Source organism: Aeromonas sp. 600282, assembly GCF_049175755.1.
In the GTDB taxonomy this organism is placed as follows: Bacteria; Pseudomonadota; Gammaproteobacteria; order Enterobacterales; family Aeromonadaceae; genus Aeromonas; species Aeromonas veronii_A.
The window spans coordinates 1-5,695 of the sequence record NZ_JAAKVR010000036.1; the positions used below are offsets into that span (position 1 = coordinate 1).

Annotated in this window: 5 protein-coding genes; 2 read left to right on the forward strand and 3 right to left on the reverse strand. The window is 60.3% G+C overall.

The genetic code is table 11. The features are described 5' to 3' along the window. Nucleotides 1–37: 37 nt before the first annotated feature. The 3 genes from gpM to G5137_RS20600 are packed head-to-tail and all read right to left on the reverse strand — an operon-like array spanning nucleotide 38 to nucleotide 2,683. Entirely contained in the window at nucleotides 38–799 is a 762-nt protein-coding gene (gene gpM / locus G5137_RS20590; protein WP_421255911.1) for a phage terminase small subunit, read from the reverse strand. Nucleotides 800–808: 9 nt separating this feature from the next. Beyond that, a complete protein-coding gene (locus tag G5137_RS20595; protein ID WP_421255912.1) occupies nucleotides 809–1,867 on the reverse strand; it encodes a phage major capsid protein, P2 family in 1,059 nt (352 codons plus the stop codon). A 12-nt stretch (nucleotides 1,868–1,879) separates the two neighbouring features. After that, nucleotides 1,880–2,683, reverse strand: coding sequence for a GPO family capsid scaffolding protein (locus G5137_RS20600; protein ID WP_421255913.1), 804 nt, complete (start codon nucleotides 2,681–2,683; stop codon nucleotides 1,880–1,882). Nucleotides 2,684–2,832: 149 nt separating this feature from the next. Here G5137_RS20600 and G5137_RS20605 point away from each other — a divergent pair, with 149 nt between their 5' ends. Beyond that, on the forward strand, nucleotides 2,833–4,599 hold the full coding sequence (locus G5137_RS20605; RefSeq protein WP_421255914.1) for a terminase ATPase subunit family protein: 1,767 nt from the start codon (nucleotides 2,833–2,835) through the stop codon (nucleotides 4,597–4,599). Beyond that, nucleotides 4,599–5,603, forward strand: coding sequence for a phage portal protein (locus tag G5137_RS20610; protein ID WP_421255915.1), 1,005 nt, complete (start codon nucleotides 4,599–4,601; stop codon nucleotides 5,601–5,603). Before G5137_RS20605 ends, G5137_RS20610 begins: the two co-directional genes overlap by 1 nt. Nucleotides 5,604–5,695 lie beyond the last annotated feature (92 nt).

Sequence of the window (5,695 nt, forward strand, 5' to 3'; positions counted from 1 at the left end):
TCAGGCCCGAGCCGCCCAGGGTGCGGGGTTCGCTCGGTTAGCTGGCCTCGCCGGGGGCGGAGTCAGGCTGTTCGGGGGGCTGTGATTCGGATAGGGGCTCAGCGTCTGGCTGCGGTGCCGGTTCGTTGGCCGGCTGGCCGGCGGCGGCTTTATCCTTTTTGATCTCGCGCAGCAGATCTTCCAGCTCTCGCTTGATGCCCACCTTGTCGTGCAGTTCGATGGCGCGGCGGTAGTGGTCGGCCGTTTGCTCCTTGAGCCCTTCGGCATAACAGGCACGACCCACCGCCTTGTGCAACTTGGCGCGTACCTGGTCGAAGATGTCGCAGTCAGCCAGCATGCTCATGTAGCTGCTGAGCAATGGCAGGGACGGGCCATTACCCGCCTCTTGCAGCTTGATGGCGGTATCGGCCACCTCTTCGGCGATGAGGGTGGGGGCGGTGCGTTCGTACTGGTCCGGGGTATTGAGGCCGTGGCGGATCACGTAATCAGCCATCGGCAGGGCACCTGCCAGATCGCCGGTGTCGAGGTGCCAAAGCATCACGGTCACCATGACGTCATCCTGACCGCCGCGATCGGCGGCCAGCAGGCCATCAATCCACGGTGTGTAGGTGGCCAGCATGGTGCGTTTGGCGTCAATCTTGCGCTCGAGGCTCTGAATGCCCTTGAGGGTGCGACGGTGCTCGGCCAACTGCATCAGCTGGAGTTCGTACTGGTTGGCGGCGGCGCGATCCTGCTCGGGGTTGGCCGCCCCTTGCAGGGCGGCCATGATGCGGGCGGTGTGTCGTTGTGCAGGTGTCATCGTGGCTCCTTAACCGCCTGCAGGCGCAGGTTTGGCGCCCAGCGTGATGTTTTCTGCGACGGCGATGCAGTCGTAATCCTCGACCACGTAGGCATCGTTGGAGGATTCCCAGTTGACGATGCGGTCGAGGCTCGGTTGCTCTTCCAGATGGCGACGGCGGCCGCCGATCTGCCAGTAGATGGAGAGGTTGTCGAGGCGGGTGACGATCAGGGTGTCTTCCGGGACGAAGGGGACGCGGATCGCCAGCAGGCCGCCGATCTGCTTCTGGCTCACCAGCACCTGACCGGCCAGCTTGTTCTGGTTGTCCCGGGTCTCGTTGAGGATGGGGAAGTATTTGTCGGCCAGCAGCTTGCGACCGCAGATCACCACCAGATCGGTGTCGTCCTGGTACCAGGGCTTGATCTTGCTGTTGACCAGATCGAACACCAGGGCGTCGAGGTTGCCGTAATCCCCCTCTTTGGTGTCGGCTTCACTGTTGGGTTGGTAGATGTAGATATGGCCGGTGCCCGCATCCCCTTCGCTCATCACCTGGGCGGGAGCATCATGGCGGGTGTGCTCAATCCAGCCGATGTTGACGTCCTGCAGCATGGGGAACTGGACGCGATCGGTGTCTTTCGCGGCAAGTTTGCCGTTCCAGCCGATCATGATGCGGTCCAGGCCCTGGCGCTTGACGATGGCATCGCGAATGCGGATCTGGAAGTCTTTGAACTTGGCCCAGGCATCAAGCTTGGCGTAACCGATGCTGGTGTCGTAGTTGGTTTTTTCGCACTCGTATTTGGTGTTTTGCAGTCCGGTCGGGTCGAACGGGACACGGGCCTTGCCGCCACTGGTATCGGTGCGAGAGGCGATGGTGCCATTGATGCCAATGCCGACCTTTTCCCCTTTGAGTTCATCCACCGGCACGATGTTGATCATGCCGAGGAAGTCGACGGACTCCTGCATTTTGGTTTCCAGCTTTTGCTGGATGCTGGGCTCGACACTGAATTGCACCATGGCCGAGCTGACGGCATTCAGGCTCGCCAGTTGGTTGGTGTACTGCTCGAATTGCTGACGGGTATCGTTGCGCATTATCGGGGTCCCTTAAAAATCGGTGGAAGTTGGCTTGGTGCCATCGTCACCGGTGGCTGGCTGGCGCTTGTGGCTGAAATCTTCCTGGCGCTCGAGCTGGGTGGTCAGGTCGGCCAGGGCTTTGGCAGTCGCCGTTTGCCGGGCTGTCAGTTCGTTGAACTTGGTTTGCAGGTCGGTATCGAGGCTGGTCACCTCTTTGGCGACGGCTTCGACGGCCTGATGCACATCGCTGAAATCGGCGGTCGATTGCTGTTTGTGACTGGTGAAAATGGCGCTGATCCGTTCCAGCAGGCCCGGGCCTTTCTCCTGCTCATCTTCAAACTCGATGACGGTTTCGAGGGCTTCGGTAAACAGGCATTCCGGATGGTATTTGCGGTCGGCCAGCGGGTTGACCGCGGCCTTGCTGCAGAACTGCAGCATTTCAGTGCCAAGGCTTGCCGGGCTGTCTGTCACGGCCAGCCCCATCATGTAGGCCCCTTTTTCGTTCAGGTTGGGGTGGATCTCGATGGAGGTGTAGACCTTCTGGCGCTTCTTGTTCAGCGCGATCAGCTCCGGCGTCGGGTCAATCTGGACGAACAGGGCCAGCCGCTGTTCCCCTTCGATGGTGACCTCTTCGGTCTTGGCGGCGGTGATGTCGCCGTACATCTTGAACAAGCCGTTGGGGTCGAGGCCCCGGATATGCTCCATATTGACCCGTGCGCCATAGGTGGCCTGGTTGTAGCGCTGGGCCATCTGCTCAATCCATTCGCGGGTGATGGCGCGACCGTCGGTGGTGCCCCCCTCAACCGCAACACGGAAGAATTTGGACTTAGGCATGTGCTGGGATCCCTTTGGTAATTGGGTAGTGATGTCGCGGTTATGGTCTGGGTGAGCGGCGGGATCGTGCAATCCGGGGCCAGTGTGTGGTGGCGCTACACACTGGCAGTGGGGCGTTTGGGGTAGTAGCGGCTGGGTAGACTGGCGCCATGACAACAGCACCCATCATCTTTCCCCATCTCGACCCCAGACGGCAGGCCATGTACCTGTTCTTTCAGGGGTACCCGCTGCGCGCCATTGCCGAATTGCTGCAAACGCCGGAGGGTACCGTCTCGACCTGGAAGAAACGCGACGGCTGGGAGGACATCAAACCGATAGACCGGGTGGATAGCGCCATCGAGGCGCGCATGATCCAGCTGGTGATGAAGGAGACCAAGAGCGGCGGCGACTTCAAGGAGATTGATCTGCTGGGCCGCCAGCTTGAGCGTATCGCCCGGGTCAACAAGTACAGCAACGGCGGCAACGAGGCCGACCTCAACCCCAAGGTGGCCAACCGCAACAAGGGGCCGAAGAAGGCCCCCGAGCGCAACGTGGTGGAGCCCGAGCAGCAAGAACGGCTCATCAAGCGGTTTGAGTCGACCATGTTCGATTACCAGCGGGTCTGGTATCAGGCCGGGCAGGAGTACCGGATCCGCGACCTGCTCAAGTCGCGCCAGATCGGGGCGACTTACTTCTTTGCCTTCGAGGCCTTCATTGATGCCCTGGTGACCGGGCGCAACCAGATTTTCCTGTCGGCCAGCAAGGCGCAGGCCCACATGTTCAAGCAGTACATCATCCAGTTCGCCAAGGAGGAGGGGGTTGAGCTCAAAGGTGACCCCATGGTGCTGCCGAACGGGGCGCACCTTTATTTCCTTGGTACCAACGCCCGCACCGCCCAGAGTTACCACGGCAACATCTACATGGATGAGTATTTCTGGATCCACGGCTTTCTGGAGTTTCGCAAGGTGGCCTCCGGCATGGCGATGCACAAGAAGTGGCGCCAGACCTACATCTCCACCCCCTCCAGCCTTTCCCATCCTGCTTATGGATTCTGGTCTGGTGCCAACTTTAACCGCGGCAAGGCCAAGGCCGACCGGGTCGAGATTGACCTGAGCCACGCCAATTTGTCTGCCGGCAAGCTGTGCGCCGATGGGCAATGGCGGCAGATCGTGACCGTGGAAGATGCGGTGCGCGGCGGCTGCAACCTGTTCGACCTGGATCAACTGCGCAGTGAGTATTCCGAGGATGAATACCGCAACCTGCTGATGTGCGAGTTCATGGATGACACCGAGAGCCTGTTTCCGTTGGCGACGCTGCAGCGCTGCATGGTCGACAGCTGGCTGGTGTGGGAGGACTACAAGCCTCACACCTTGCGGCCGCTGGCCAACCGGGCTGTGTGGATAGGCTATGACCCAGCCAAAGGTGGCAAAGGTGACAGCGCCGGCTGCGCTGTGTTGGCCCCGCCACTGGTGCCCGGCGGCAAGTTTCGGGTGTTGGAGCGCCACCGCTGGCAGGGGATGGACTTTGACGCCCAGGCCAAATCCATTCGCGCCATCTGCGATCGCTACAACGTCGCCTATATCGGCATCGATACCACCGGGATTGGGGAGGGGGTTTATCAGCTGGTGAAGCAGTTTTACCCGGCAGTCACCGCCATTCAGTACAACCCCAACGTGAAGATGCGGATGGTGATGAAGGCACAGGATGTGATGAACAAGGGGCGGCTGGAGTTCGACAGCGGCTGGACCGACTTGGCCCAGGCGTTTATGAGCATTCGCCGCGCCGTGACCCAAAGCGGCAAGCTGCCCACCTTCGAGGCCAGCAGATCTGATGAGACCAGCCACGCCGATATTGCCTGGGCAACCATGCAAGCCCTGTTACACGAACCCCTTGAGGGGCAGACCGGCACCAATTCCGGCTTTATGGAGATTTACTGATGAGTGAGCAGATCAACTCACCTGCCGGTGTGCAGGCGTTTACGTTTGGCGAGGCTATCCCGGTGTTGTCCCAGCGGGAGGTATTCGATTACCTCGAGTCGATGCACAACGGCCGCTGGTATGAGCATCCCCTGAGCCTGCACGGGCTGGCGCGGGTCTATCGGGCGGCGGTGCATCACGCCTCGGCCATCCAGGTGAAGCGCAATATCTTGCGCGGCTGTTTCATCCCTCATCCGAAACTGAGCCTGGCCGCCTTTACCGGGTTGGTGATGGACTATGAGATCTTCGGCAACGCTCACCTGCAGCGGGTGCGCAACCTGCTGGGGGGCACGCTGCGCTATGACCAGATGCCGGCCAAGTACACTCGCCGATCCCTCGACCTAGATCGCTACTGGTGGGTGCCAAGGCCTGGGGATGAGGTGGAGTTGCCTGCCGGTGATGTGGGGCATGTGATGGAGGCGGACGTTAATCAGGAGATTTACGGCATCCCCGACTATGTGGCCAGCCTGAACTCGGCGCTGCTTAACGAGTCGGCCACGCTGTTTCGCCGTCGCTACTACGAGAACGGCAGCCATGCGGGGTTTATTCTGCACATCAGCGATGCCCTGCAGAACGAGGGCGATATCACCGCGCTCAAGACGGCGCTGAAAAACAGCAAGGGACCCGGCAACTTTCGCAACCTGCTGCTCTACACCCCGGGTGGCAAGGCGGATTCGGTGAAGCTGATCCCGGTGGCCGAGATTGCGGCCAAGGATGATTTCCTGTCTATCAAGGGGGTGAGCCGGGATGACCAGCTGGCGGCCCATCGTGTACCACCTCAACTGATGGGGGTGGTACCGAACAATACGGGCGGGTTTGGGGATGTGACCAAGGCGGCCCAGGTGTTTGACGTCAACGAGATCGACAGCATGAAGGCGAACTTTGCGCAGTTCAACGAGTGGGCAGGGGAGGAGATAATCCGATTCACCTCCTATCGACTGTCAGATCTGACAGTGCAAAGCTGAAAACCTTGGCTATCTTCAAATTGGAATTCCTCCAAATTCCTCCATGATTTAATTCAAAGCCCCCTACCCAGGGGGCTTTGTTTTGGCTGAGC

Excerpts from the sequence above, each read along its gene's own strand:
- gpM (WP_421255911.1), bottom strand. The coding sequence starts at position 799 with ATGACACCTGCACAACGACACACCGCCCGCATCATGGCCGCCCTGCAA.
- G5137_RS20595 (WP_421255912.1), bottom strand. The coding sequence starts at position 1,867 with ATGCGCAACGATACCCGTCAGCAATTCGAGCAGTACACCAACCAACTG.
- G5137_RS20600 (WP_421255913.1), bottom strand. The coding sequence starts at position 2,683 with ATGCCTAAGTCCAAATTCTTCCGTGTTGCGGTTGAGGGGGGCACCACC.
- G5137_RS20605 (WP_421255914.1), top strand. The coding sequence starts at position 2,833 with ATGACAACAGCACCCATCATCTTTCCCCATCTCGACCCCAGACGGCAG.
- G5137_RS20610 (WP_421255915.1), top strand. The coding sequence starts at position 4,599 with ATGAGTGAGCAGATCAACTCACCTGCCGGTGTGCAGGCGTTTACGTTT.